The 25,188-nt window shown below is 60.2% G+C and carries 24 protein-coding genes and 1 pseudogene; 18 read left to right on the forward strand and 7 right to left on the reverse strand.

Annotation, left to right across the window (positions count from 1 at the left end; genetic code table 11):
• Positions 1-27: 27 nt before the first annotated feature.
• Entirely contained in the window at positions 28-2,376 is a 2,349-nt protein-coding gene (pvdQ, locus tag VC35_RS19795) for a bifunctional acylase PvdQ (protein ID WP_046042106.1), read from the reverse strand.
• 249 nt (positions 2,377-2,625) lie between these two features.
• Between pvdQ and VC35_RS19800 the strand changes: the two genes are divergently transcribed.
• The gene (locus VC35_RS19800; protein WP_046042107.1) at positions 2,626-2,997 is read left to right on the forward strand and encodes a fe2+ zn2+ uptake regulation protein; all 372 of its coding nucleotides are present in this window, start codon (positions 2,626-2,628) and stop codon (positions 2,995-2,997) included.
• A gap of 8 nt (positions 2,998-3,005) precedes the next feature.
• Here the strand turns inward: VC35_RS19800 and VC35_RS19805 are convergent, their stop codons facing one another.
• Positions 3,006-3,194 carry a hypothetical protein gene (locus VC35_RS19805; RefSeq protein WP_007970993.1) on the reverse strand — a complete coding sequence of 63 codons (189 nt, stop codon included), beginning with the start codon at positions 3,192-3,194 and terminating at the stop codon, positions 3,006-3,008.
• A 156-nt stretch (positions 3,195-3,350) separates the two neighbouring features.
• On the opposite strand from VC35_RS19805, the gene VC35_RS29570 reads away from it, so the two are divergent.
• Entirely contained in the window at positions 3,351-3,488 is a 138-nt protein-coding gene (locus VC35_RS29570) for a hypothetical protein (RefSeq protein ID WP_185754815.1), read from the forward strand.
• 7 nt (positions 3,489-3,495) lie between these two features.
• Here the strand turns inward: VC35_RS29570 and VC35_RS19815 are convergent, their stop codons facing one another.
• Positions 3,496-4,422, reverse strand: coding sequence for a LysR family transcriptional regulator (locus VC35_RS19815; protein WP_046042109.1), 927 nt, complete (start codon positions 4,420-4,422; stop codon positions 3,496-3,498).
• Between the two features lie 117 nt (positions 4,423-4,539).
• Here VC35_RS19815 and VC35_RS19820 point away from each other — a divergent pair, with 117 nt between their 5' ends.
• From VC35_RS19820 to VC35_RS19850, 8 genes and pseudogenes are all read left to right on the forward strand, one after another.
• Entirely contained in the window at positions 4,540-5,535 is a 996-nt protein-coding gene (locus VC35_RS19820) for an aldo/keto reductase (RefSeq protein ID WP_046042110.1), read from the forward strand.
• A gap of 211 nt (positions 5,536-5,746) precedes the next feature.
• Entirely contained in the window at positions 5,747-6,193 is a 447-nt protein-coding gene (locus VC35_RS19825; protein ID WP_046042111.1) for a DUF411 domain-containing protein, read from the forward strand.
• Positions 6,193-6,627, forward strand: coding sequence for a YqaA family protein (locus VC35_RS19830; RefSeq protein WP_046042112.1), 435 nt, complete (start codon positions 6,193-6,195; stop codon positions 6,625-6,627). The genes VC35_RS19825 and VC35_RS19830 overlap by 1 nt, the downstream gene beginning before the upstream one ends.
• A gap of 85 nt (positions 6,628-6,712) precedes the next feature.
• Positions 6,713-6,910 (forward strand): annotated as a pseudogene (locus VC35_RS19835) (alpha/beta fold hydrolase); the annotation flags it as partial.
• An 11-nt stretch (positions 6,911-6,921) separates the two neighbouring features.
• Positions 6,922-7,044 carry an alpha/beta fold hydrolase gene (locus VC35_RS30045; protein WP_185754816.1) on the forward strand — a complete coding sequence of 41 codons (123 nt, stop codon included), beginning with the start codon at positions 6,922-6,924 and terminating at the stop codon, positions 7,042-7,044.
• Positions 7,045-7,347: 303 nt separating this feature from the next.
• A complete protein-coding gene (locus tag VC35_RS19840; RefSeq protein WP_046042114.1) occupies positions 7,348-7,890 on the forward strand; it encodes a tetratricopeptide repeat protein in 543 nt (180 codons plus the stop codon).
• 66 nt (positions 7,891-7,956) lie between these two features.
• Positions 7,957-8,439: an RNA polymerase sigma factor gene (locus VC35_RS19845; protein WP_404942365.1), complete on the forward strand. Its 483-nt coding sequence runs from the start codon at positions 7,957-7,959 to the stop codon at positions 8,437-8,439.
• Complete coding sequence (locus tag VC35_RS19850) at positions 8,439-9,200, forward strand: anti-sigma factor (RefSeq protein WP_046042116.1); 762 nt, start codon at positions 8,439-8,441, stop codon at positions 9,198-9,200. Before VC35_RS19845 ends, VC35_RS19850 begins: the two co-directional genes overlap by 1 nt.
• Positions 9,201-9,222: 22 nt before the next feature.
• On the opposite strand, the gene VC35_RS19855 is transcribed toward VC35_RS19850, so the two are convergent.
• Together VC35_RS19855 and VC35_RS19860 are read right to left on the reverse strand one after the other, a co-directional pair.
• Positions 9,223-10,524, reverse strand: a complete 1,302-nt coding sequence (locus VC35_RS19855) for an ATP-binding protein (protein WP_046042117.1) — start codon at positions 10,522-10,524, stop codon at positions 9,223-9,225.
• A gap of 4 nt (positions 10,525-10,528) precedes the next feature.
• Complete coding sequence (locus VC35_RS19860) at positions 10,529-11,230, reverse strand: response regulator (protein ID WP_007985461.1); 702 nt, start codon at positions 11,228-11,230, stop codon at positions 10,529-10,531.
• A 221-nt stretch (positions 11,231-11,451) separates the two neighbouring features.
• Between VC35_RS19860 and VC35_RS19865 the strand changes: the two genes are divergently transcribed.
• The 5 genes from VC35_RS19865 (at position 11,452) to VC35_RS19885 (ending at position 18,139) form a co-directional block, all read left to right on the forward strand.
• Entirely contained in the window at positions 11,452-12,609 is a 1,158-nt protein-coding gene (locus VC35_RS19865) for an efflux RND transporter periplasmic adaptor subunit (protein WP_046042118.1), read from the forward strand.
• 15 nt (positions 12,610-12,624) lie between these two features.
• Positions 12,625-15,723: an efflux RND transporter permease subunit gene (locus VC35_RS19870; RefSeq protein WP_046042119.1), complete on the forward strand. Its 3,099-nt coding sequence runs from the start codon at positions 12,625-12,627 to the stop codon at positions 15,721-15,723.
• A gap of 180 nt (positions 15,724-15,903) precedes the next feature.
• A complete protein-coding gene (locus VC35_RS19875; RefSeq protein ID WP_046042120.1) occupies positions 15,904-16,545 on the forward strand; it encodes a DUF1345 domain-containing protein in 642 nt (213 codons plus the stop codon).
• A gap of 75 nt (positions 16,546-16,620) precedes the next feature.
• A complete protein-coding gene (locus tag VC35_RS19880) occupies positions 16,621-17,460 on the forward strand; it encodes an AraC family transcriptional regulator (RefSeq protein ID WP_046042121.1) in 840 nt (279 codons plus the stop codon).
• Positions 17,461-17,512: 52 nt separating this feature from the next.
• Positions 17,513-18,139: a LysE family translocator gene (locus VC35_RS19885; RefSeq protein WP_046042122.1), complete on the forward strand. Its 627-nt coding sequence runs from the start codon at positions 17,513-17,515 to the stop codon at positions 18,137-18,139.
• A gap of 21 nt (positions 18,140-18,160) precedes the next feature.
• On the opposite strand, the gene VC35_RS19890 is transcribed toward VC35_RS19885, so the two are convergent.
• Positions 18,161-20,356 (reverse strand): fibronectin type III domain-containing protein, encoded by a 2,196-nt coding sequence (locus VC35_RS19890; protein ID WP_080925344.1) that lies wholly within the window; start codon positions 20,354-20,356, stop codon positions 18,161-18,163.
• Positions 20,357-20,435: 79 nt separating this feature from the next.
• Between VC35_RS19890 and VC35_RS19895 the strand changes: the two genes are divergently transcribed.
• The 3 genes from VC35_RS19895 (at position 20,436) to VC35_RS19905 (ending at position 21,997) form a co-directional block, all read left to right on the forward strand.
• Positions 20,436-20,663, forward strand: coding sequence for a hypothetical protein (locus VC35_RS19895; RefSeq protein ID WP_046042124.1), 228 nt, complete (start codon positions 20,436-20,438; stop codon positions 20,661-20,663).
• Positions 20,664-20,913: 250 nt separating this feature from the next.
• Positions 20,914-21,198, forward strand: a complete 285-nt coding sequence (locus VC35_RS19900) for a helix-turn-helix transcriptional regulator (RefSeq protein WP_046042125.1) — start codon at positions 20,914-20,916, stop codon at positions 21,196-21,198.
• Positions 21,199-21,250: 52 nt separating this feature from the next.
• On the forward strand, positions 21,251-21,997 hold the full coding sequence (locus tag VC35_RS19905) for a response regulator (protein WP_052960569.1): 747 nt from the start codon (positions 21,251-21,253) through the stop codon (positions 21,995-21,997).
• 127 nt (positions 21,998-22,124) lie between these two features.
• On the opposite strand, the gene VC35_RS19910 is transcribed toward VC35_RS19905, so the two are convergent.
• Positions 22,125-25,142 (reverse strand): RHS repeat domain-containing protein, encoded by a 3,018-nt coding sequence (locus tag VC35_RS19910; RefSeq protein WP_052960570.1) that lies wholly within the window; start codon positions 25,140-25,142, stop codon positions 22,125-22,127.
• Positions 25,143-25,188 lie beyond the last annotated feature (46 nt).

The raw sequence follows: 25,188 nt of genomic DNA on the forward strand, positions 1-25,188 counted from the left end.
TCAGCGTTCATGCAAAACTCCAGTCCCTTACTGCGCGGCCACCTTGGCATCCTGCTGACGGATCGTCTGCACCTGATAGGCCGGATCGGACAGGATCTGTTGCTCGGTGAAAGGCAGCACGCTCCATTGCTTCCTGGAAAAGGCCTGCGTTTGATCCCGTGAATACTTCGAGGTCGGGTCGCTGGACAACGAGAACGCCAGCAGCCCTTTGGCCTGCGGTCCGTTTTCGTCGAAGGTCACCACTTGCAGGTAACTCGTGCCGCTGACCACTTCACGCTTGCCATCGCTGCGCGGCACGCTCTGGATGGCGTTGTAGATCCCCAGCGCACCCGGCCCGCCATGGATCGGCGTCTGTTGTCCGCCGCTGCTGGCCACCTGGATATCGCCCCAACGGCTATCGGGTTTCAGTCCTGATGCCTTGACCTGTTCAACTGAACCCAGCATCGCTGCCCGCAGCGCCTTCGCCACTTGCGGGTGATCGACAGCGAGTCCACGTGGAGTATGTTGCGGATCCTGCGGATCGAATGCCACGCGCCATACCTCCGGCACTGACTCCAATGCCTCCATGACATTCTGGAAGTGCACAAAACCCAGACCGCTGCCCAGGTTCGCGTTGCGGTCCCAGGCCTTGAGGCTGGCGCACAGTGGCGCAAGTGTTTTTGCATCGGCACCGAAATCCGTCGCGCAAAATTGCAGCAGGTCCGGCATCACTTGATCCGCCTGATAAACCTGATCGTCCATCACCATGCGTTGCAAGTCCGCAGCCCCGACCTTGCCGGCCTTGGTCAACATACTCAAACGATCCAGGGCAAAACGTGAACGCAACCCCAATGGCTGGCTGTCCTGACTGATCAACGGAGAATAGCCGGTCAGCGGTTGCGCCGGGTTGGCCATCCATGCCGAGTCGTTGGAATGCTGGACAAAATCCTTGCGCAGCAATTGCGGCAACTTGTCCGCCGCATAGATACCCTGTTGTGGCGCCTGCGGGTCGATGCCCCAGGCACAGGCGCTGTTGGAACCGTCGAGAATGATCATCTGCAAGCCAACCCGCGGATCGCTGCATTGCGCCAGCTTGTCGACGCTGACGTTGGGCACCACCGAGAGGTTCATGTACAGCGTCTGCCCCTGATCGTCCGCCGCCAGCGTGTTGACCCACGGAATGCCCTGGATCCTGTGCACCGAGGCCTGGAAATCCTTGAGGTTTTCAGCACGGTTCATCGCGTACCACTGCTGCAGAACGCGGTCGTTATCCAGATTGGCGTCACGCAGGCTATAGGCGTATTGATGATCCCAATCCAGTCTTCCCGGCCATTGCACCACCGGACCGAACTTCGAGCTGTAGACCTCGTGGGAAATCGCCCGGACCTGCCCGTCCGCCTGCCTGACGTTAACGGTCACGGTCTGCTTGTCCAGCGGCAAGGACTGGCCGTCGAGCAGGTAACGGGTCGGATCCTTGGGGTCCAGTTGCAGGCGATACAGCGTGAAATGCCTGGACGAATCCACGGTGTGGGTCCAGGCCAGATGTTGATTGAAACCGATGTTGATCAGCGGCAGGCCGGGCAACGCCGCACCCATCACGTCCAGTTTGCCGGGAATGGTCAGGTGCATCTGATAAAAACGCATGCCGCCCACCCACGGAAAGTGCGGGTTGGCCAGCAACATACCGCGTCCGTTGAAGGAACGCTCGCTGCCGACCGCGACGGCGTTGCTGCCCCGGTCCAGGGCAAAGCGCTGCATCCGCGTGGCTGCCACCTGGAACGCTGCCTGTGCACTTGACGCCTGGGCAACGGCTTTGGGTGGCGTGGCACCGGCCAGGGCTTCGGCAAACTGGCCGACACCACCTTCGACCAACAGGCGCCGGGTCAGCTTGACCAGATCCGACGTGGTGATGTCGCGCACCCAATCGCCCTGGCACTGCGGCGGTAAACCCTGGGCGCGGCGTTCGCTCAAGGAGCGGTTGTACCCCGCCACATAGCCTTCAATCAGCTCACGCACTGGCGGGGTCTGGGCCTGCCAGAAACCGGCGACAGCTTGCGGGGTGTTCAGCCAGGTGAAAAACACATCGCTAACCAGGTTCTCACGCTCCTCAACGGTGAACTGATCCGGCCCGAAATACCGCGAACGTTCGCCATTCACCGTGGTGATCTCGTTGGCCAGCAGGCACAGGTTGTCCTGGGCGTAGGCATAGCCGATGCCGTAGCCGAGCCCGCGTTCGTTGTCGGCGCGGATGTGCGGCAGGCCGAAACCGGTTCTGCGGATGTCCGCGCTCGTTTGCGCAGGCGTACCGCTCGCGCTCGCCGCAAGGTTCAGCCCGAGGCTCAACCCCAGAGTCACACCCGCCAGGCTCAACCTGGTTAACTGGCTGGAAATAATCACGCTCGCTCCTGATCGAAAAATCGATGGCCACGGCTGCGCATACCCACGCGCACCAGGCCTCCCTGTAGGGACGAAGCTCACCACAAAAATTTAGGAAATTACTGTGCAACGACCCATGGTCTGACAGGTTGATCACGCGATGGCGACAAATTTTCTACATTCGAGCCTTCATGATTCGGGCGGCTCATACGTCTAGTCCTGTAAGAGCGCCCATTTTTTTCCTGATCAGGCTCTGAAAGGAGTTTTGCAATGTACAACTCGCAACTGCCAACGGACGGTAGCAATGCGCCAAAGGGTACTTCCTTGGGAGTCGGTGTATTCGAGCCGCGTACCGATCGCCACGGCAACGAGCGGATCCGGATCCTGCTCAAAAGTTTTGGCCTTCGAACCAGTCTGATCCGCCTGAAAGTCATCGACGCCCTGCTGACGGCCGCCGAAAACGACCGCAGCCTTGGCGTGCGCGGCGTGCACAGCCAATTGCTGGAGCTGGATATTCCCCTGTCCTTTCTCAGCGTGCGTGAAGTGCTAAAACGCTTGTGCAGCGAAGGCGTGATTGTCCTCAACCCCGACAAAAGCTACAGCCTGCATCCACAGGCTGCTGCCATCCTGCGCAACCGATGATCGAATGATCAGGGCTTGACCTTGCGGCGCATCACGCCATTGATGACCACCACGATCACCGCCACACCAATGGCGATGTACTGGAACATTTTTTCGCTGATGACGCCGGTGTTCTGCAACCAGGAAAGGCCAAACATGATCCCCAGCACCACCAGGGAGATCAGAATCGAGTATTTCAAACGTTGCGACTGAGTCATTGCGGGTTCCTGAATCTGAAAATGTATCCGGTTTGTATCGACGCGCATGCCAAGCGCTTACCCTGTTTCGGGGATAAGCGGCTACAAGCGGGGTCTCATGTTACAGCCGATGAAGAGTTTTAGCTTCATTGCGGCGATAACCATGAGGACTTTCAAATGTTGCGTCGAATCACTCTGCTGATTCCCCTGTTTGCCATCCTGACCCTGAGCGGATGCATTGTTTTCCCCCACGGGGGCTGGCACCACGATCACTATGACAACCATGGCGGACCGGGTTACTACCAGCATCGTTAACAACCACTCAATGCCCTGAATCCTTGCGGTAAAAGTCATTGCCGGGCTGGGCACACAGTTCCACCAGCCAATCGACAAACACACGCACCCGCCGGGATAACTGGCGGTGCGGCGGATAAAGCGCCGTCATCGGCATGCCCGGTGGCGGCACTTCCCTCAACACTTCACACAAACGCCCCTCCTCCAGTTGCCGCGCTACGTGATAGTACGGCATCTGCACCAGGCCATATCCGGCCTCGCACGCCGCCAGATAGCCATCGGCACTGTTGACCGCCACCTGCTTGGGCAAGTCGACCGACTGCACTTGTCCACCGACAACAAACTCCAGTCCATAGCGTTTTCCGCTGCTGCTGGAGACGTACTCGACCATCTGGTGCCCGCGCAGGTCATCGAGCGTATGGGGCGCAGCGTGCCGCTGCAGGTAGTCGGGGCTGGCACAGGTCACCTGATCCAACACCACCAGCGGCCGCGCCACCAGCGAATCGTCCAGCGGTGAACCACCGCGCAAGACACAATCGACACCTTCGCGAATCAGGTCCACCGGCCGGTCATTCAGGCCGATTTCCAGCTCGATCAAGGGATAGCGGGCGGTGAATTGCGGGAGTGCCGGAATCACAATCAGGCGCCCCACGCCCGCCGGCATGTCCACGCGCAACAACCCCTTGGGATTGTGGCGCGCGGCACTGAACACCGCTTCGGTCTCTTCCAGGTCCGCCAGCAAGCGCACGCAACGCGGGTAATAGGCCGCGCCGTCGAGCGTCAGGCTGATCTGCCGCGTGGTGCGTTGCAGCAGTTGCACCCCAAGGTGCGCCTCCAGTTGCTTGATCAGGATGGTGACCGAGGCCCGGGGCAATTGCAGGCTGTCGGCGGCCTTGGCAAAGCCGCCCAACTCGACGATTCGGGTAAAGACGCGCATGGCGTTGAAACGGTCCATTGCTGGCTCCACCGGCTGACTATTTAGATTTAACGAATAGTGATAGCCGTTTTAGCCGGTTTATCTTGTTTCTGTCGAGGCGAACAATGGCGATTCACTTCACAGGGAGCTGATTTCATGCACACACGTCAATTGGGAAAAAACGGTCCACAGGTGTCGGCCATCGGCCTGGGCTGCATGGGCATGACCGATTTCTACACCACCGGCACCGACACCCGGGAGGCCACGGCCACCTTGCATCGCGCGCTGGAACTGGGCGTCAACCTGCTCGATACCGCCGACATGTACGGCCCGCACTCCAATGAAGAACTGATCGGCAAAGCCATTGCCGGCAAGCGCGATCAGGTGTTCCTGGCCAGCAAGTTCGGGATCGTCCGCGACCCGGCCAACCCCACCGCCCGTGGCGTCAACGGTCGGCCGGAATACATTCGCCAGTCCATCGACGGTAGCTTGAAGCGCCTGGGCGTGGACACTCTCGACCTGTATTACCAGCACCGAATCGACCCGCAGGTGGCCATCGAAGAAACCGTCGGCGCCATGGCCGAACTGGTCAGTGCCGGCAAGGTGCGTTATCTGGGATTGAGCGAGGCCTCGGCGGCGACCCTGGAACGGGCGCACAAGGTTCATCCGATCAGTGCGTTGCAAAGTGAGTATTCACTGTGGAGTCGCGATCAGGAAGAAAACGGTTGTCTGGCGGCCTGCCAGCGCCTGGGCGTCGCATTTGTGCCTTACAGCCCGTTGGGCCGAGGGTTTCTGACCGGCGCATTGAAAAACCCGGATGATTTCGCGGCCGACGATTACCGCCGCTTCAGCCCGCGTTTCCAGGGCGAGAACTTCGCGAAAAACCTGCTGCTGGTGCAACAGATACAAGCGCTGGCGGCAGAAAAAGGCGTGACGGCGGGCCAACTGGCACTGGCGTGGGTGCTGGCCCAGGGTGACTACCTGATTCCGATTCCGGGCACCAAGCAACGCAAGTACCTCGAAGAAAACGTGGCTGCTCTGGATGTAGCGCTGAGCGCCGAAGAACTGCACGCGCTGGAAGCGATCTTTCCGGCAAATGCCACCGCTGGCCTGCGTTATCCGGAAGAAGTCATGAAACTGCTCGACCGCTAAGGGTTGCCGGCCCGTTCGATAAGCGCAACGGGCCGCCTCCCCCATCAAGCCTATCCTGACGATTTTGTAATGTGCCCCTCATCTGCCTGTCAGCGTTGATCTACCATCATCAAGCGGCGGCTCCTTGTAGCACTTCGAAACACTCCTTGAATGCCTGATCCATAAAAATGGTCAGAATGCGTTTTTTTGCCCGTTAGCCGAGACGAATCCCATGCGAAACCCTCTGCGTCTGATCGCCCTGAGTGCCCTGTTCTTGTCCTCCCTGGCCCAGGCCGCCGACCTCATTCCGATCGAGGTTCATCGCGACGCCAATTGTGGTTGCTGCAAAAAATGGATCACCCACCTGGAGGCCAATGGCTTCAAGGTCGAAGACCACGTCGAAGCCAACATGAGCGAGTTCAAGCAGCAGCACGGCGTGCCGCCTCGCCTGGCGTCGTGCCACACCGCGTTGATCAACGGCAAATTCGTCGAAGGTCATGTCCCGGCCGACCAGGTCCTGGCCTCGAGCAAGCGCGACGATCTGCTGGGCGTCGCGGCCCCCGGCATGCCCATGGGTTCGCCCGGCATGGAAATGGACGGCATGAGCGATGCCTATCAGGTCATCGGCCTGAAAAAGGACGGCACTGACGTGGTGGTTGCGGACTATCCCGCCCATTGATGTCCGGCGCGTACTTCGGGCTGTTTTTCGCGGCATTCGGTGCTGCCACGCTGCTGCCGTTGCAATCCGAAGCGGTGCTGGTCGGATTGCTCCTCAGCGATCGCTATTGGCTCTGGGCACTGCTGGCCGTGGCAACCTTCGGCAACGTTCTGGGGTCGCTGCTTAACTGGTGGCTGGGACGCAGCATCGAGCGATTCCGCGACCGACGCTGGTTTCCGGTGAGTCCCCGACACCTGGAAAGAGCCCGGCTGCATTACCAACGCTACGGCCACTGGTCATTGCTGCTCAGTTGGCTGCCGGTGATCGGCGATCCGCTGACGCTGGTCGCCGGGGTCATGCGCGAGCCGCTGGGGCGCTTCCTGCTGATCGTCACCCTGGCCAAAGGTGCCCGCTACGGCGTGCTGGCCGTGGCGACTTTGGGCTGGATGGGTTGAACCATCAAGGGTGGCGATTGCCTGTGTTTAATGCCGCCCCAATCGAATCGATCCAGCATCGGCGGATTTTCCATGGAGCTCTCCCATGTCGCGCCCCTTCTCCCGCTGGTTGCCCAGCCTTTTACTGACCGCCACCCTGCCCGTCATTGCCCACGCCGAAGGACCGGAATACGGCCCCGAGTTGCAAGGTTTTGACTCCCCCTACACCCTCAAGCACTTCGCCTTTGAATCCCAGGGCCAATCCCTGCAAATGGGTTACACGGACGTCGCCGCCCACGGCAAACAAGTGCCAAGATGATTCCCCAGTCCACGCTGGTCGAATTCCCCGGCATGGGCCACGCACCACAGATGGAAGAAGCGGCACAATTCCACCAGGCCCTGCTCGCCTGGCTGAAAAAGACCAACCCAGTGCGTTGAAGAGGAAAGGCTGATGCCAGTGCAGATTGCAGTGCTAGATGATTGGCAGGATGTGGCGCGGGATGTGGTGGCCTGGTCGGCGGGTGCTCCGATTCGTTTGCTGGGTTGATACTCCAATGTGGGAGCAAGCTCGCTCCCACAGGGATCTTCAGCGCACACAACGCTGCGCTATGTGCTTTCCTTGAAAACACCACGCGTAACGAATAATTGTTCATGCTGCGGTGTTCTCATCACATCAACCATGCGCTGCGTCTGGCGGGGCGCAACCTGATCCGAAACCCATGAACCTGTGGAGCAATGCCCATGAATATTCGCTTTGCTGTTCTGATGCCCCCCCTGTTGCTGGCCGTCGGGTTGTCCGGCTCCCTCGCCCTGGCCAACGGTGGTGGCGGCGGTGACGACATGCCCACCAGGCCCAACTGCCCGAAAGGTCAGGTGCTGGATACCAGATCGCATCGGTGCGTCAAGCAGACCAGCAACCTGGTGCCGGACGAAGACCGCACCAACTATGCCTATCAACTGGCCAAGGCCGAGCGTTATGAAGAAGCCCTGGCCCTGCTCGACACGCTGAAACAGCCAAATACGGCAAAAGCGTTGAACTATCGCGGCTACGCCACGCGTAAACTGGGACGTACCGACGAAGGCATCGGCTATTACCTGCAATCAGTGAAACTCGACCCGCAGTACGCGCAGGTCCGCGAATACCTCGGCGAGGCCTATGTGATCAAAGGCCGGCTGGATCTTGCGCAGGAGCAACTACAGCAGATCAAATCCATCTGCGGCAGTACTCAATGCGAGGAGTACCAGGATCTGGCCGAAGCCATCAACGGTTCATCGAAAACCTGACAACCCGAGCGGACGGAGGTCGCCATCGCCAGCGATCAGGCAATACGAACGGAACTGAACCAGCATCTGGCGCGTTTATGGCGCTACGGCCTGCTGCTGTCCCGGCAACGGCATGTCGCCGATGACCTGGTGCAAGCTACTTGCGTGCGGGCGCTGGAACGGGCCGGGCAATACGTGCCGGGAACGCGCATGGACCGCTGGCTGCTGAGCATTCTGCATTCGATCTGGCTCAACGAAGTCCGCGCCCGACGGGTGCGCCAAGGTCAGGGCCAGGTAGACGCCGATCAGGCCTTGTCGTTCGATGGTGAATCCGTGGCCCAGACCCACGTGTTGGCGGCGCAGGTCATCCGTCGCGTCGATGCGTTGCCCGAGACCCAGCGCGAAACAGTGTTTCTCGCCTACGTCGAAGGCTTGTCCTACCGAGAAGTCGCTGACGTCTTGCAAGTGCCCATCGGCACGGTCATGAGCCGCCTGGCCGCCGCTCGGGCAAAACTGGCCGAATACCCACCGTTGCACACGGTGCCCACCCCTAACCGAGGAGAACATTGATGAACACGATACCCTCGGACGAACAACTGGTGGCTTACCTCGACAACCAACTCGATACCGAGCAGCGCGCGCGCATCGACGCGGCCGTCAGTGCCGACCCGATGCTCGGCCTTCGCCTGCAGTGGCTGGATCGCAGCAGCCTGCCGTTCAAGGACGCCTACGATGAGCTCGCCCGACAGGCGCCGGTGGATCGCCTGCAAGCCATGCTCGCCACAATGCCCTCACCCGCCCGCCCCGGGCTCAATCGGCGCTGGTTCCTGGCCGCCGCGGCCGGGCTGCTGGCCGGCGGCGTGCTGGCGGACCGTTTGTTCCTCGGCTGGCAAGCGAGTCAGCAGACACACAACTGGCGCGGCCTGGTGGCCGATTACATGGCGCTCTACGTGCCAGAAACCCTGGATCACTTGCCCGCCGATGAAGCCGCCCAACGGGCACAACTGCACACCATCGATGCGCGCCTGGGCCTCGATCTCGCGCCGGCAAAACTGAGCCTGCCCCGTGCCGAGTTCAAGCGTGCGCAAATCCTCGAGTACGACGGTGCACCCATCGCCCAGATTACCTACCTCGATCCGGTGCACGGCCCCATGGCGCTGTGCGTCACCCGCTCCAACAGCGGCAGCCGCCATTTCGCCCGGGAACAGCGGCGCGAGCTGAACATCGTGTATTGGGCTGACATGGAACACGCCTGGATGCTGATCGGGCATCAGCCGATGGCGGATCTGGAGGAGATGGCGAAGCTGTTGCGCGGGCGGTTGAGCGCGTGAGCAGCGCTATCCCGAGCGCCAGTCAAACCGAAGCCGGCAACCACAAGCGAAACCGCGCTCCGCCCAGCGGCGAGGCTTCCACCGTCAGCGTGCCGCCCTGGGCCTCCAGTGCGCGGCGGCTGATCGCCAGTCCCAGGCCGAAACCACCCGTGGCGCGGTCGCGGCTGCGGTCGAGGCGGTAGAAGGGTTCGAAGATCCGCTCGCGCTCGTCGTCCGGAATGCCGATGCCGTCATCGTCGACCCAGATTTCACAGCCGCTGGCATAGACCTGCACACCGATCTGAATACGTTTCTCGCAGTAGCGCATGGCGTTGCGCAGCAGGTTTTGCAAGGCGCGGGCGGTCAGGCGCGGGTCCAGGCTGAAGCGTTCGAACTGGCCGTGGAGCAGCACGTCGATGACGATTTCCGGGGATTCCTGTTCTTCGTCGACGCTGCCGAGAATGCTGTCGATGAATTCATCCAGCGACACTTCGACCTGATCCGGCAGCCGCGCCGGGTTTTGCAGGCGGCTGTAGGACAGCAGCTCCAGCACCAATTCATCGAGTTCACGAATGTGCGCCACCAGGCTTTGCAGGCGCTCGCGGCTGGCCGCCGGCAAGTCGTCGGACAGGGCCAGCGCCAGGCCGAAATCCAGGCGCGTCAGCGGTGTGCGCAATTCGTGGGACACCGCATTGAGCAAGTCCCGCTGCTGGTTGAGCAGGTTCTCGATATCGCCGGCCATGGTGTCGAACACACTGGCCAGGCTGCCGATGTTGGAACTCGGGGAGATTTGCGTGCGCTCGCCCAAGTGGCCCTTGCCAAAGCGTTCGGCCGCGCCCTTGAGGCGCTCCAGATCACGCCAGTGCGGACGCAGCCACAGCAGCAGGCACGCGAGCATGGTCGCGCCGATCAGGACGTTGATGCTCCAGTACAACAGGTTGACGTCCAGCGGGTCCGGTGGCACGACCATTTGCACCACGGTGCGCTCATTCAGCGGCGCGACCGCCAGCGTGCGCCAGCCCCAGTCCCCCACGCGCACGACGTTCTCGCCGCGGCGCAAGCGCTGCTGTTCATCAGGCGTCAGGCTGCTGTCGTCATTGCTGCTGAGCACGATGTGCAGAGGAGAGAAGTCCTTGTCCATTTCAGCGGCCAGGGTCGGCCACTGTTCGGCCGGGACCCCGTGGAACTGCTTGACGATCAGCGTTTGCAGCCCTCGCGAGTAATCGAGGTTGTAGGTGACAAAGCGCTCGTGGAACACCTTGACCACCAGGTCCGGCACCAGGTAAATCGCGGCGCTGAACGAGACGATGGTCACCAGGTACAAACGGAAGAGGATTCTGAACATCGGCTCAGCATTCCCACTCGGAACGGCTGAACAGGTAACCCTTGCCCCACACGGTCTTGATCTTGCGCGCCTCTCCTGCGTGGTCGTCGAACTTGCGTCGCAGCTTGGAAATCGCCACGTCCACCGAACGGTCGGTGCCGTTGAATTCGATGCCGCGCAGGCGTTGCAGGATCTGGTCGCGGCTCAACACTTCGCCGGCATGCCGGGCCAGCACCACCAGCAGGTTGTACTCACCGCTGGACAACTCCACCAATTGCTCGCGCCAGGTCACGGTGCGTTCGGACAAATCGATGCACAGGTTGCCCATCAGAATGCGGTCGTTGGCGGTCTGCGGCTCGCTGAGGCTGCTACGGCGCAGCAAGGTCCGCACCCGGGCCAGCAGCACCCGCGGCTCGCAGGGTTTGGTGACGTAGTCGTCGGCTCCCATTTCCAGGCCCAGGACCTGGTCGTGGCTGTCGTCGCGGGCGGTAAGCATCAGGATCGGCAAGGTCGCCGAATCGGCACGCAGCAGGCGACAGACTTGCAGGCCGTCGAGGCCGGGCAGCATCAGGTCGAGGATCACCAGGTCCGGCGGATTGAGCCGCGCACGTTCGCGCACATGGTCACCGCGACCGATCACGCTGACGGAATAACCGTTGCGTTCCAGGTAGCTGGCAATCAGTTCGGCGAGGGCGGTGTCGTCTTCGACCAGGAGGATGTTGGGCATGGGGTGTTTCCAGAAAGAGCTGTGGCGCCAGATACGCCGCCATCGCGAGCCTGCTCGCGATAGCAATCTATCTGGCGCAATTGAATTCAAGAACTGAAGGATATAGCCCTCACGCCCATCTGAGTAAAACCCTTACACAATTTCACACAGCACCAACAAAGCTTCACCGCTACCCTCGCCTTCGCCCAGTAGGATGCTGGGGGTCTTTATTGGGGTATTACATGTCGAAGAATCTGCTTGCCAGGCTCAGTCTGATTGCACTGGCGTTGACACTGGGCGCGTGTGACAAGTCCTCGAACGCCGAGGAACAGGCGCCGCTGGCCACGGTTCGCATCGAGACCATCGAAGCGCGGCCACTGACCATCAGCAGCGAACTGAGCGGGCGGATTGCCGCACCGCGCATGGCCGAAGTGCGTGCCCGCGTGGCTGGCGTGGTCTTGCAGCGCACCTTCCGCGAAGGCAGTGACGTGAAACAGGGCGATGTATTGTTCCGCATCGACCCTGCGCCGTTCAAGGCTGACTTGGACAGTGCCGAAGCGGCGTTGCGCAAGGCCGAAGCCAACGCGTTCCAGGCCAGATTGCAGGAACAGCGCTACGCCCGGTTGATCGACGACAAGGCCGTCAGCGGCCAGGACTACGACAACGCCCGGGCCAACGCCCGGCAGACGGCTGCCGACGTCGCCGGCAACAAGGCCGCGGTGGAACGCGCCCGGTTGAACCTCGGTTACGCCACCGTCACCGCGCCGATTTCCGGGCGTATCGGTCGCGCGCTGGTCACCGAAGGCGCACTGGTCGGGCAGAACGAAACCACGCCGCTGGCGCTGATTCAGCAACTGAACCCGATTCATGCCGACCTGACCCAGTCCACCCGCGAACTCAACGAACTTCGCCGCGCCTTCCGTTCCGGCCAGTTGCAGCAGGTCGGCCAGGACCAGGCCAAGGCCACGCTGATTCAGGATGACGGCAGCCTCTACCCGCTGCCGGGCAAGATGCTGTTCAGCGACATCACCGTCGATCCGGGCACCGGCCAGATCATCCTGCGCAGCGAGTTCCCCAACCCCGACCTCGACTTGCTGCCCGGCAGTTTCGTGCGCGTACGCCTGGAACAAGCGGTCAACCAGCAGGGTATCAGCGTGCCGCAACGGGCCATCCAGCGCGACAGCGCCGGCATCGCCCAGGTGCTGCTGCTCGACGCCGAACAGCGGGTCGGGCAACAACCGGTCGAACTGGGCGCGGTGCAGAACGACCGCTGGATCGTCACCGGCGGCCTGAAAGCAGGCGACCGTATCGTCATCGAGGGCCTGCAGCACGCCCGTCCCGGCGAGAAAGTGCAAATCGACGACACCCCTCTTCCACTTGCCCAGGCGACTGGTCAGTAAGCAGGACGCTTCTTTATGCCGCAGTTCTTTATCGACCGCCCGGTGTTCGCCTGGGTGGTTGCCCTGTTCATCCTGCTGGCCGGTGCGCTGGCTATTCCGCAACTGCCGGTGGCGCAATACCCGGATGTTGCGCCGCCACAAATCGAAATCTACGCCGTGTACCCGGGCGCTTCGGCGCAAACCGTGGACGAGAGCGTGGTCAGCCTGATCGAGGAAGAGCTCAACGGCGCCGATCACCTGTTGTATTTCGAATCACAGAGCAGCCTGGGCAGCGCCACCATCAAGGCCACTTTCCAGCCGGGCACCAACCCGGAACTGGCCCAGGTGGATGTGCAGAACCGCCTCAAAGCCGTGGAGTCACGCCTGCCGCAAGCGGTCATCCAGCAAGGTTTGCAGGTGGAGAAAGTCTCCTCCGGTTTCCTGCTGTTGATCACCCTGACCTCCAGCGACGGCAAACTCGACGACGTGGCGCTCAGCGATTACCTGGCGCGCAACGTAATGAATGAGGTCAAGCGCCTGGACGGCGTCGGCAAGGCGCAACTGTACGGCGCCGAACGGGCGATGCGGATCTGGATCGACCCGCAGAAACTGCTGGCCTTCAACCTGACGCCGGCGGACGTCAACACCGCCATCGTCGCGCAAAACGCCCAGGTGTCGGCGGGCAGCATCGGCGATCTGCCGACCCGCACCACCCAGGAAATCACCGCGACCATTCTGGTCAAGGGTCAGCTCTCGACCCCCGAAGAGTTTGCCGACATCGTCCTCAAGGCCAATCCGGACGGCTCGACCGTGCGCATCAGCGATGTGGCGCGGGTCGAGATCGGCAGCCAGGAATACCAGTTTTCCACGCGCCTGAACGGCAAGCCGTCCACCGCCGTCGCCGTGCAACTGTCGCCCGGTGCCAACGCGCTGAACACCGCGACCCTGGTGCGGGCGAAGATGGACGAACTCAAGCGCTACTTCCCGGCGAACGTCGAGTACTCGATCCCGTACGACACCTCGCCTTTCGTCAAGGTCTCGATCACCAAGGTGGTCTACACCCTCGGCGAGGCCATGCTGTTGGTGTTCGCGGTGATGTTCCTGTTCCTGCAAAACATCCGCTACACGCTGATTCCGACCCTGGTGGTGCCGGTGGCGCTGATGGGCACCTTTGCGACGATGCTGGTGCTAGGGTTTTCGATCAACGTGCTGACCATGTTCGGCATGGTGCTGGCCATCGGCATTCTGGTGGACGACGCCATCGTGGTGGTGGAGAACGTCGAGCGGATCATGGCCACCGAGGGCCTGTCGCCCAAGGAAGCCACGCGTAAAGCCATGCAGCAGATCACCGGGGCCATCATCGGCATCACCCTGGTGCTGGTCGCGGTGTTCATTCCGATGGCGTTCATGCAGGGCTCGGTCGGGGTGATCTACCAGCAGTTCTCGCTATCGATGGCCACCTCGATCCTGTTCTCGGCCTTCCTTGCCCTGACCTTGACCCCCGCCCTGTGCGCGACGTTGCTCAAGCCGATTGCCAAAGGCGAGCACCATGAAAAGACCGGGTTCTTCGGCTGGTTCAACCGTCGCTTCGAACAACTGACCGACCGTTATCAGGGCTGGGTCGCCTACGCGTTGAAACGCACCGGGCGCTACCTGCTGATCTACGGCGTGCTGCTGATCGGTCTGGGCCTGGCTTTCAGTCGCTTGCCCTCCTCGTTCCTGCCGGTAGAAGACCAGGGTTACACCATCACCGACATCCAGTTGCCGCCGGGTGCGAGCAAGAATCGCACGGTGCAGGTGGCCGAGCAGGTTGAAGCGCACAACGCCGGCGAGCCGGGCATTCGCGACAGCGTGGTGATTCTGGGTTTCAGCTTTTCCGGCAGCGGGCAGAATGCGGCGCTGGCGTTCAGCACGCTAAAAGACTGGTCCGAGCGAGGCAGCGACGATTCGGCGGCTTCGATTGCCGACAGGGCCAACGTCGCCCTCAGCCAGATCAAGGACGCGGTGACGTTTGCCGTGCTGCCGCCGCCCGTGGATGGCCTGGGTACGTCCAGCGGATTCGAGTTTCGCCTGCAGGATCGCGGCGGTCTCGGCCATGAAAACTTGATGGAAGCCCGCACCGAATTACTCGCGGCGGCGCAAAAAAGCCCGATCCTGATGAACGTGCGTGAAAGCGCCCTGGCCGAAGCGCCGCAGGTGCAACTGGTGGTCGACCGCAAGCAGGCCAACGCGCTGGGAGTGTCCTTCGCCGACGTCGGCAACGTGCTGTCCACGGCCGTGGGCTCGGCCTACATCAACGACTTCCCCAATCAGGGGCGGATGCAGCGCGTGGTGGTGCAGGCCGAGGGCGACCAGCGCAGCCAGGTGGAAGACCTGCTGAAGATCCACGTACGCAACACCCACGGAAAAATGGTGCCCTTGTCAGCCTTCGTGCAGGCCAAGTGGACCCAGGGCCCGGCGCAGTTGACCCGCTACAACGGCTACCCGGCGATCAGTATTTCCGGTGAACCGACCCCGGGCCATAGCACCGGTGAGGCCATGGCCGAGATCGAACGGCTGGTGGCACAAGGTCCGGCGGGCCTGGGCCAGGAATGGACCGGGTTGTCGCTGCAGGAACGTTTGTCCGGCAGCCAGGCGCCGATCCTGCTGGGGCTGTCGCTGTTGATCGTGTTCCTGTGCCTCGCGGCGTTGTACGAGAGCTGGTCCATTCCGACCTCGGTGCTGCTGGTGGTACCGCTGGGCGTGCTCGGTGCGGTGCTGGCCGTGACCTTGCGCGGAATGCCCAACGACGTGTTCTTCAAGGTCGGGCTGATCACCATCATCGGCCTGTCGGCGAAGAACGCGATCCTGATCATCGAGTTCGCCAAGAGCCTGTACGACGAAGGCCACGACCTGATCGACGCCACCCTGCAAGCGGCACGCCTGCGGTTGCGGCCGATTGTCATGACCTCCCTGGCGTTCATCCTTGGCGTGGTGCCGCTGGCGATCGCGACCGGCGCCAGTTCGGCGAGCCAACAGGCCATCGGCACCGGGGTGATCGGCGGGATGATCACGGCGACGCTGGCCGTGGTGTTCGTGCCGGTGTTCTTTGTGGTGGTGATGAAGCTGGTGCGCAAACGCCACAAAAACACCTGACAAAACAATAACCTCTGTAGGAGCGAGCCTGCTCGCGATGGCGGACTATCAGTCAACATCATCGTCGACTGACACACAGCTATCGCGAGCAGGCTCACTCCTACAAGGAGACCTCTGTGGTTTCAAGATTGTGTTCACCTGGGCTAAGGTGTTTGCAAAGCCCCAACCCATCGAGCCTCCATGTCCTTCCTCACCCGCACCCACCCTCGCCTGTCCGCCGCCATCCTCCTGGGCATCGCGGTGGGCATTCTGGTTCCATCGGATTCGCCCATCAGCAAGATCCTCTTCGGCTGGAATGCCGGCGTCTGGATCTACCTGCTGCTGATGCTCTGGCTCACCGTGCGTTCGAAAGCGCCTGATGTGAAACGCATTGCCGAAATCGAAGACGAAAACGCCGGGCTGGTGCTGGCGCTGGTGTGCATTGCGGCGCTGGCCAGCCTGGCGACGATCACCTTCGAACTGGCCGGCAGCAAAGACCTGGAAACCACGCGCAAGCTTTTGCATTACGGCTTCACCGCCCTGACCGTGATCGGTTCATGGCTACTGATCGGGGTCATCTTCAGCCTGCATTACGCCCGGCTTTATTACATCTGGGACGGCAAGGAGCCGGCGCTGCGTTTTGCCGAAGGGCTGACGACCCCCAACTACTGGGACTTCCTGTACTTCTCGTTCACCATCGGCGTGGCGGTGCAAACCTCGGATGTCGGCGTGGCCACGCGGGACATGCGCAAGATCGTGCTCGCGCAGTCGTTGATCGGTTTTGTGTTCAACACCGCGATTCTCGGGTTCTCGATCAACATCGCCGCCGGCCTGTTCGGCTGATGACTGCACAAACGTTCTAGGCATGGCCCTGGCCGAGGCGTTAAATAGTCCGGCAAACCGTTTCGCAGGTGCCCCATGAGCGCTCACAACTGGATCGACCTGGCCCAGGATGCCGACACCGGCATCGAGACCCTGCGCGCGCATTTCGAAGGCCACGCCTACGACCCGCACTGGCATGACAGCTATCTGGTGGGCGTCACCGAGCAAGGGGTCCAGCAATTCAATTGCCGACGGGCCAGGCACCAGAGCACGCCGGGCAAGGTGTTTCTGCTTGAACCGGGTGACATCCATGACGGTGAAGCGCCGACCGCCGACGGTTTCACCTACCGCATGCTGTACCTCGACCCACAGTGGTTGCAGCGCGAACTCGGCGCCGTGTTCGATCATGCCCCCGACAACAGCCAGCTGAGCTTCGCCGCCACTCTGGCCAGCGATGCGCGCCTGGCCCAGGCCACCAGCCTGGCGTTTGAGACCCTGCATCGCGGTGAACTGAAGATCGTCCGCCAGACCGCCCTCGACGGCTTGCTCGAACGCCTGACCAGCCATTTGCACTGGCGCGCCCGCGATGGCCAGGACCCGCGTCTGCCACGGGTGGCGCAGAAAGCCCGGGAATACCTGCATGCCAACGCGCAATACGACATCGGCCTCGATCAACTGGCAGTAGTCACTGGCGTCGACCGCTTCCGCCTGACCCGCGCGTTCAAGGCGGCCTATGGAATGGCGCCCCACGCGTATCTGGTGCAATTGCGCCTGGCCACGGCGCGGCGGATGCTGGCCCGTGGCGAACAGCCGGCAGCGGTGGCGATGGCACTGGGTTTTGCCGACCAGAGCCATCTTGGGCGCTGGTTCATGCGCGCCTACGGCCTGACGCCGGCGCTGTACCGCAAGCGCTGCTCAAATCTTCCAGACAGGTAATACCGGCGACTGTGAATATCAACGTACTGATTTTCACCGGAGTCTGCCTGCGATGCTGTCCTCTTTCCCGACGTTGCTGCCCTTTCTGCTGTTCGCCTTTGTGGCGTCGATCACCCCCGGTCCGACCAATATTCTGGTGCTGAGCAACAGCGCCCGATTCGGTTTGGCCGCTGCGGTTCCGATCATCCTTGGCGCTTGCGCCAGCGCCGCGATGCTTGTGCTTTTGGTGGGTACGGGTGCCGGTTCTTCACTGACTCAATGGCCCCAGCTGCAAACGCTCATGCAGTGGGCTGGCGTGGCATGGCTGAGTTTTCTGGCCTGGCAAATCTATCGCGCCCCTGCCGTTGCCATTGCCATTGCCACTGCCACTGCCACTGCGCAGGCCGGGCAGCGCCTTGGTTTGCTCGGCGCGGCCGGCTTGCAATGGATCAACCCGAAAACCTGGATGATGGCGCTGGCGGTGGTCAGTGTGTTCGCCGGGGTGGGTGAAGACCGGCTTGTGCATGTGATGTACCTGTCCCTGGCGTTTTTCCTGATTTCATTGCCCTGCCTCGGGGTTTGGGCATTGCTCGGCGCGGGCTCCAGCCGTTGGTTGCGCTCACCCCACGCGATGCAACGGTTCAATCGCTTCATGGCGCTGTTACTGCTGGGTTCGGCGTGGTTGAGTGCATTGGCGTGATCTGGGAAGCCAGGCCTCGCGCTAAGGTTTCGGCAAGACCTGGACATACACCCAATCCGACACAACGTCTGCTGCAAAACGACTGCACACGGCGATATTGAGTGGCAATCCGGGGATCAGGTTGAACAGGGTGTGTTCTGGCTGGATAACGTCGGTTGGCGTCCACAGCACACTGACCCTGTAGCCAATCGGCGAAGGCCCCAATGGCGGGTCCCAGACAATGGAGACCCTGTGGCTTTCATTCTCCGTGACGTGCAGATTGCGCGGTGAATTTGATGTATCGCCTGTGGTGAATGTCGCGGTCACCGGGGCAGACAGTCCTCCTGCTCCACTGCGCGCCCGGACCTCCACGCGGTAAGTCTTTCCGGGCTCCAACAACGAGAAGGTGTATTCCATTTCACGGGTTGCACCAACGAACCAACCATCGCAGGCAACCAGGTAATCGGCCACGGCCACGTTGCCCGCCGGGATCGACCATGCCAGCGTTGCGCCAGTGCCCGTAATGCCGGTAACTTGCAAAGAGGATGGCGTGTCCGGACACGCACCGATCAAACAATCGGCTGGCGACGAAACGTTGTTCCCGCCTGCACGTGCCCGAACCGAAAACAGGTACTGGCGATCGGTGCTCAAGCCGGATATTTCGCACGGCGGTCGCGCCACGTTGATGGTCGCGATGCCGGCTCCGGATACCTCATAGCCCACGGCATTGGGACACAAATCGCACCTTTCGTAGGAATCGTCCCAACTGAGCAACACGGTTGTGGCGGTGTTGCGAGTGCCCCTCAAGTTTCCGGGCGCGCAGATGCGGACGCCATCGTAAGCCGGTGTGTTGAATCGCTTCGACACGAACCCGGAGAAATAGTCCCCCAAGCCGTATTTCCCGATGCCTTTGGCTCGCACTTTGGCTTCATACCCGCTCTGCTCGATCAGCCCGGTGATCCGGCAGGTGCTTTCGGTTTGCGTCATCAGAAGCTGATTGCCCAGATAAATCTCATATTGCGTCTGTGTCGTGTAATCCGCATTCGCACGCCAGCTCAAGCGCGCTGAATCATCTGTGAGTCCATCGACGGAAAGGTCTTGAGGGGCCTGAAAAGTTGGGGTCGACGCACTGGCCAGGGAGGGTTCGGATTCACCACTGGCATTGGTTGCACGCACCTCAATGAAATATCGAGTGTCGGGACGCAGGCCTTGAAAGCGATGGTTCATGTACGGCGTGGCTTCTGTAGCGAAAACCTCGCGTTGCGCAGTTTCGATTCCGATGCTGACCAGGTAGCCGGCCGATTGCGGTGGGGCCCAAACGATACTGACAGCATCATGGGTGGTGACGACGTGCAGGCTGCCAGGTTTGGGAGGCAGTGGCGGGCCATCAAGGGTCTTCTGGGTGGTGCGTGCCGGGGCTGATTCACCGTTGTGGTTACGAGCACTGACCTCGATAAAATAAAGCGTATTTTTGATCAGGTTTTCCAGCGGATGCCGCAATAGCTGCGTGGTCAGCGTCGTCACGGGACCACCGGGTTCTACTCCAAAACGAATCACATAGTCGACCGCACCGATGGAGGCAGACCACTCCACGGCCATCGCTGAAATGGAAGCGGTCGCTCGCAGCCCCCCAGGCATTGAGGGCACCTGCAACGTCTGTTGGGTTATGCGCGCCGGTGCCGAGTCGCCCACATTGTTGGATGAACGAACTTCGAAGTAATACAAGGTGCCCGCGCTCAATCCATTGAACGTGTACGCCATGCTCATGGTTGTTTCGTTGCGAATCACCGGTCCACTGGGTGCCCGGCCATAGCTGAGCTTGTAGATGGAGGCGTTCGCGGGGCCGGACCAGGTCAATGAGATGGTGTCCTTCGTAGGCGCCGTGGCGAGATTCGTCGGGCTGGCCGGCAGCGAGGATGCGGGTTTGGTGGTGGCCTGCGCATCCTTGCTGCCGGGAGAGACCTCGCTACCCTTGAGCCCGAAGGCTTTTATCGTGTATCGAGTATCAGGTTTGAGGCCGGTGAGGACATAGCGTAATGAACTGATCGGGACATCGAACCCGCCGACCATCCCCCCTTCTGTCTCCCACAGCAATCGAGTACCGGTGTGCCCGCCGCCGGCCATGTAACCCCAAATGACGCTGATGGACGACTCTGATTGCGGGGTCGCAGCAATCGTGACCGGAAGAGCAACATATGTCAGTTGCGGCAATGCGGATGGATGTTCACGGTCGACCACAGCACAGTCCTCAGGCAATGATTGTTATGCCTGCCATTAGATATTGCTTGCTGTTACGGCACCACTGACAGAACTGTTAGTGGAACGCCTGGTTCTTTCTGCTACTGGCAACCCGAAGCCGTTGCAGATCACCGGCAGCAACCTGGCAGGCACCTGCCAGGCGTTCAATTCGACGGACGGGCATTACACCGCACGCGGGATCGGACTGTGCCCATCCGTTTTTTTTGCCCGTGCTTTTTTCGGCACACCCGCTGGTGTCCACGACAAAAAAGCCCGTCCAATCAAAAAATTACCACAAGGTACGTAGGCTTCATGAGGACGGCGATGTCTCCTACAAATCAGGATGCATTAGCCGACAGTCTTTTCGCCGGTTCTCAACTAAAGTCGGCCACCTGTAATTTCTGACAGGTTCCATGAGGGTTTTATCGCGCTATAAGGGAGTCGTGCCTACAGCCTATATCCGTGTCTGTAGGGCGGCCGCGCGAACCACACCTTCATGCAGTAGGAGGATTCCGCCGCGCCCACGCCGTCAATGATGATGAATGGGAGATTCAATTATGTATCGCACCAATTCCGTGTCAGTTCGATCATCGCCAACTGCTGTCAACTTCGTGCCCCGGGAGAGCAAGCCACCACAAGCGATCAAACTCACCACCCGGGAAAAGGAAATCCTGCAGTGGAGCGCCGCCGGCAAGTCGTCATGGGAGATCGGCCAGATCGTCAGTTGTACCGAGGCCGGTGTGAATTATCACTTTTGCAACATTCGCCGAAAATTCGGTGTGAGGTCGCGCTGGATCGCCATGGTCATGGCGCTGGAGCAGGGTTTGATTCATATGCCTTGAACCGGTGTCTCCACAGTGGTCTGCGTGTCATCGCCCTCTGTTGAGACATTTCATGAACCCGCATCAAACGCCTCATTGCTCAACTCCTTCAACCCCCAGCGACAGTGCCTGTGACGATACGCCCGTATCGTACGGGCACCGCCCCGGCAGCCCGCTACGCATCATCCTCGCGGACGATCACCCGGTCGTGCTGGCGGGAGCCGAAATCGCCCTGTCCACGCCGACGCCACCGGCGCTCTCGATTGTGGCCAAAGCCCATAATGCCAAAGAGCTGATCGGGCTTTTGCAGCACACCCCCTGCGACCTGCTGATCAGCGACTACTCGATGCCCTACGCAGGCTTGCCCGATGGATTGGCCTTGATGGGTTACCTCAAACGCCACTTCGGCCATATCCCGATGATCGTGATGACTACGCTGCGTAACCCTTCACTGTTGCAAGCGCTGCTCAACACAGGCGTTGGTGGTTTGTTCGACAAGCGCAGCCCCCTGAGTGAGCTGAAGCGGGCGGTGCAAACGGTGGTTAAAGGGCGTCTGTACGTGTGTCCAACCTTTGCCACCCTGCTGGAAACCCACGCCTTGCCCGCCAGCGGCACACGCCTGCCACTGGCCAGCCTTTCCGAGCGTGAACTGGAGGTGGTGAGGTTGTTTGTCCAGGGGTTCTCCGGCCGGCAGATTGCTGCGCAGTTGAACCGCAGCGAAAAAACCATCAGCCGCCAAAAAAGAACCGCCATGGACAAGTTGGGACTTGACCATGACGGTGGGTTGGTTGAGTTTGCGCGGGTGAGTGGGTTGGGGTGAGGGTTTGTTATTAATCAGCCTGACAACTCGCCATGGTTAACATGTAATGGCTGGCAAAAAACTGGATGGCTGCTAGCACTTTCGGCGCCATCCAGTTTTGGTCGGTCAGATAAATACGCGCTGTTGCTTATCTCCCATAGGTAGGTCTGTGATGTTCTCGCTTAATAGATTTTGGTTTGCCTCCGGAAAGAGCATTCCTCCTATTAAGTTCATACATCCTATCTTGGTGCTGTTGAAGATACTCTTGAGCTCCTCTCATCCGGATAGCGGCAGCATTACTGTCGTGCTCTTGCGCTTTATTTTTTAAATCCTTTGATGACTCTTTGGTAATGCCCAGCTTCCCGACATTTTTTTTCACCCAATCATGTAAAGCGGTTGCGTTTTCCACATCAGACTGAAGTATTGCATTCATTTCTGTCGAATCAACTGCAAAACTACCCAAACCATATTCTTTTTCGTACAACTCTACATACCCTGGAAATTCTTTCAAGTCGTGCTCAGTAGCCTTATTTCCATCGGAGTTCTGCTCATGCAACTTTGCAGCTTTTCTCGCTCGCTGCACATCTTTAATCCGAATAGGCCGAACCTTCGCGCGGCCTTCTGTACCTTTCAATAAAGCCTTCGGCGCGCCTTTTTTAAAAGCCAGCGCACTGCTTGATCTATACCCCCTAAACCAACTCACAATCGAATGCCCATCCGGATCCGCACTCAAAACCGGCTCCCCCTCACAATACGCATACGCATTCACCCCACCCTCCCCAAACGGACTGAAACTGTCCGGGCTATGAAACTTCATCAGCCGAGGATTATAGGCGCGGTACCCATTACCCAGCAGTTGCCAGCCCGTTTGCGGCTCGCTGAATTCGCCGTTGTAACCCAAACCCGCAATCACCGGCTGTTGCGCACTGGGGTGACCATAGGGCGTAAACGCTACGTGATTGGCCCTGCCGCTGGCGACCTCACTCAATAACGTGTTTTTCTGATCAGCGACCAGCATCAACGACTTTGGGTCAGCACCTGCCTGGTGCTCGGCGAGCACAACTCCATCGCCGCGCAGGAAGCTTATGCTGTTGCCACCCTGTTTAAGACTGGTCAGTTCGCCGCCCTGATAAAAACGCTGCTGCTCCCCATTGCCACTGTCGACCCCGGACAAGGTGTCCAACGGATCGTAGCGATAGCCACTCGGCGATTCGCCCGGCAAGGCGCTGACACTGACCAAACGGCTCAGCGCATCGTATTCCAGCACCCGACGCACTTCATCACGAATCAAATTGCCGTTCTCGTCATACTCAAGTTCGATGACAGCGGGATACCCGTCAGCCGAGGCCGAGTTGGTCACTTTTGACAGTTGGGCCGGGTCGACACCCGTGTAGCTATAAACGGCGTTATTGGTACTTCTGGTGCCGCCGGGGCCCTGATACGTTGTGGTTACACGAGTCAGGTTATCCATGGCGTCGAACCTGAACAGCTGACTGATAATGGCTTTCCCATATGGATCCACCGGGGGCTGGCTGCCCTCGCACTGATAAAGCACCAGGCGCCCGCGCGGATCATATTCATAGGTTTCATCACGCAGCAGTGTCGGGCCTTCGCGCAGCGTTCTGCGCATCAACAGGTCGACTTCGTTGTAGACCTGCGTCAGTTGTTGCTCGATGCCGTTCAGATCGAAGGTACGTTTTGTCTCACGCCCCAATCCATCGTGTTCCAGGCTGATGGTCACATGTTGCCCACTGGCGCTGTCCCGAGTACTGATCGTGCTCGGTTGCCCCAGGCTGTCATACGTAAAGCTTGAAGAGGTGGTGCCCAGTCGGGTGTGTTCCAGGCGCCCTGCCAGGTCATAGGTATAGGATTGGGTCTGCTCAAGTACGTCGGTGTAGTTCAGCAACAGGCCCTGGCGACTGTAGTCGTAGTGCATGATGTCGACATTGCCGTTCTGAACCCGTGACTCGCTTTTGACCTCACCGGTGCTGAAGTATTGGCGAGTCAACTCCAGCCCTTCTTCCTTGCAACTGACCAACCGCGCATTTTTACCGTCGCGCACGTATTGAGCCGGTTCTTTATCAGGCAGGCGTCGCATGCTGGGCTCCTCGCCCAGTTGCGGCTGATAATCATAGGCAATCTCCTGATTGCTGGCGGTGATGACCGTCGCCGGACGGGTTTGCCCCGGTTTATAGGTAAAGCGTTGCCTGCGCCCTCCTGTGACAGACTCGCTCATGCGATCCAGGCCATCGAACGTTTGCTCGCCAAGTACGATACCGTCAACGCTGATTTGCGTCGGCAAATCTTCGGAACTGTGTTCGGCGTAACGGCGTTGTACAACAGCGCCGCCGGGCAGAATATTGGTGATCAACCGGTCAAACGAATCGTACTCGTATTGCGTGGTGGCATCGCGGGCATCGGTCTCCTCGACGGTGCGTCCCAGCCCGTCATAGCCATATTGGTGCTTGCCGACCAGCGTTTCGTCGGTCTCGAACCGCTCGACACGATCCGGCTTTTCGAACAAATTCAGGTACGTCAGCGTCTTGCCGCTGACCTTTTCTGCTCCCTCGCTCCAACTGCTCTGGATCGGCCCTTTCCACTGAGCGCTACCTATCGGGTTGGTGCGCTCATGGACCTTCACGCCGTCCGGCCCCGTGACACTGCACTGCATGCCCCACGCGTCATATTCCAGCTTGCTGGTCAGGGCGACCTGTTGTGCACCCCTCCAGTCGTATTGAGTATCCTCGATCAAATTCTCGAACAGGTCGTAACGTGCCGCCCATGTCTGCCGATACGCCTCGGCGCGCAGCGGATTGTCCGCATCCTGGCGTTCTTCGTACACCGGGCGGCTGAGGCCATCGACAAGACTACGGGTCTTCACCCCTTTGACATCGGTCACCACCTGACTGGCCTGCTGTCCATCCAGCGATGTCAGGAAGTACTCGTACTGGCGCGTGGCTTCGAATTCCGCCTCGCCTGGTGCGACGGTTTCACTGACTACCCGAATCAGTGAATCGTAGGTGTAGCGAATTCGCACTTCATTGTCGTCTCGGCTCAGCAATGGCTGTCCGTGAAGCAATGAGTCTTCACTGATGATGGTTTTTCGGACTTCCTTTGTGCCGGGTACATCATCAAAACCTCTGAAAGTTTCAGTGGTTTGCAACACGGTTTCTCCAGCCAGTGCGCTGGTGAGCCTTTCGTACTGATAGGAG

It is taken from the genome of Pseudomonas fluorescens (assembly GCF_000967965.1).
GTDB classification, from domain to species: Bacteria; Pseudomonadota; Gammaproteobacteria; order Pseudomonadales; family Pseudomonadaceae; genus Aquipseudomonas; species Aquipseudomonas grandcourensis.